Raw genomic sequence first — 339 nt, 5'->3', positions numbered from 1 at the left:
GCGCGCAACGGCGGTAAAATACGCCATCAATTCGTCAGGCGCTACGTTCTCTTTAATCCATTGCGTTTCGAATCCGGTAAGAACACTAACCACCTGTACGATGTCCTCAAGTGCGTGCTCGAGGATCGCGAATAAGTACGCTGTGCGACTTCCTTCCGGAGCTGTAATAACGCCCATAACCAATTCCGGTAGCGTGTTAATAACTCCGGTCAATTGAATCCATCCGTCGATTGGTATTTTGCGTACCTTCACCGTTCTATCTCCGAGCTGGATTACGTTGGGGTCGATTACCGGAACTTCTGGCGCGGTTACTTCCGCTTTATCTGAACGCTTTAAAAT

General features: G+C 49.0%; 1 protein-coding gene. It reads right to left on the bottom strand.

Features of this window, described 5'->3' with window-relative positions; all coding sequences use genetic code 11:
• Nucleotides 1–339: hypothetical protein (locus tag CA598_RS32630; protein ID WP_179283840.1), on the bottom strand; the 339-nt coding region annotated here is incomplete at both ends.

Source organism: Paenibacillus sp. VTT E-133291, from assembly GCF_002264395.1.
Taxonomy (GTDB): domain Bacteria; phylum Bacillota; class Bacilli; order Paenibacillales; family Paenibacillaceae; genus Paenibacillus_AQ; species Paenibacillus_AQ nitricinens.
Note: the sequence above shows the minus strand (reverse complement) of the source record. Positions and strands in the feature narration are given on the sequence as shown.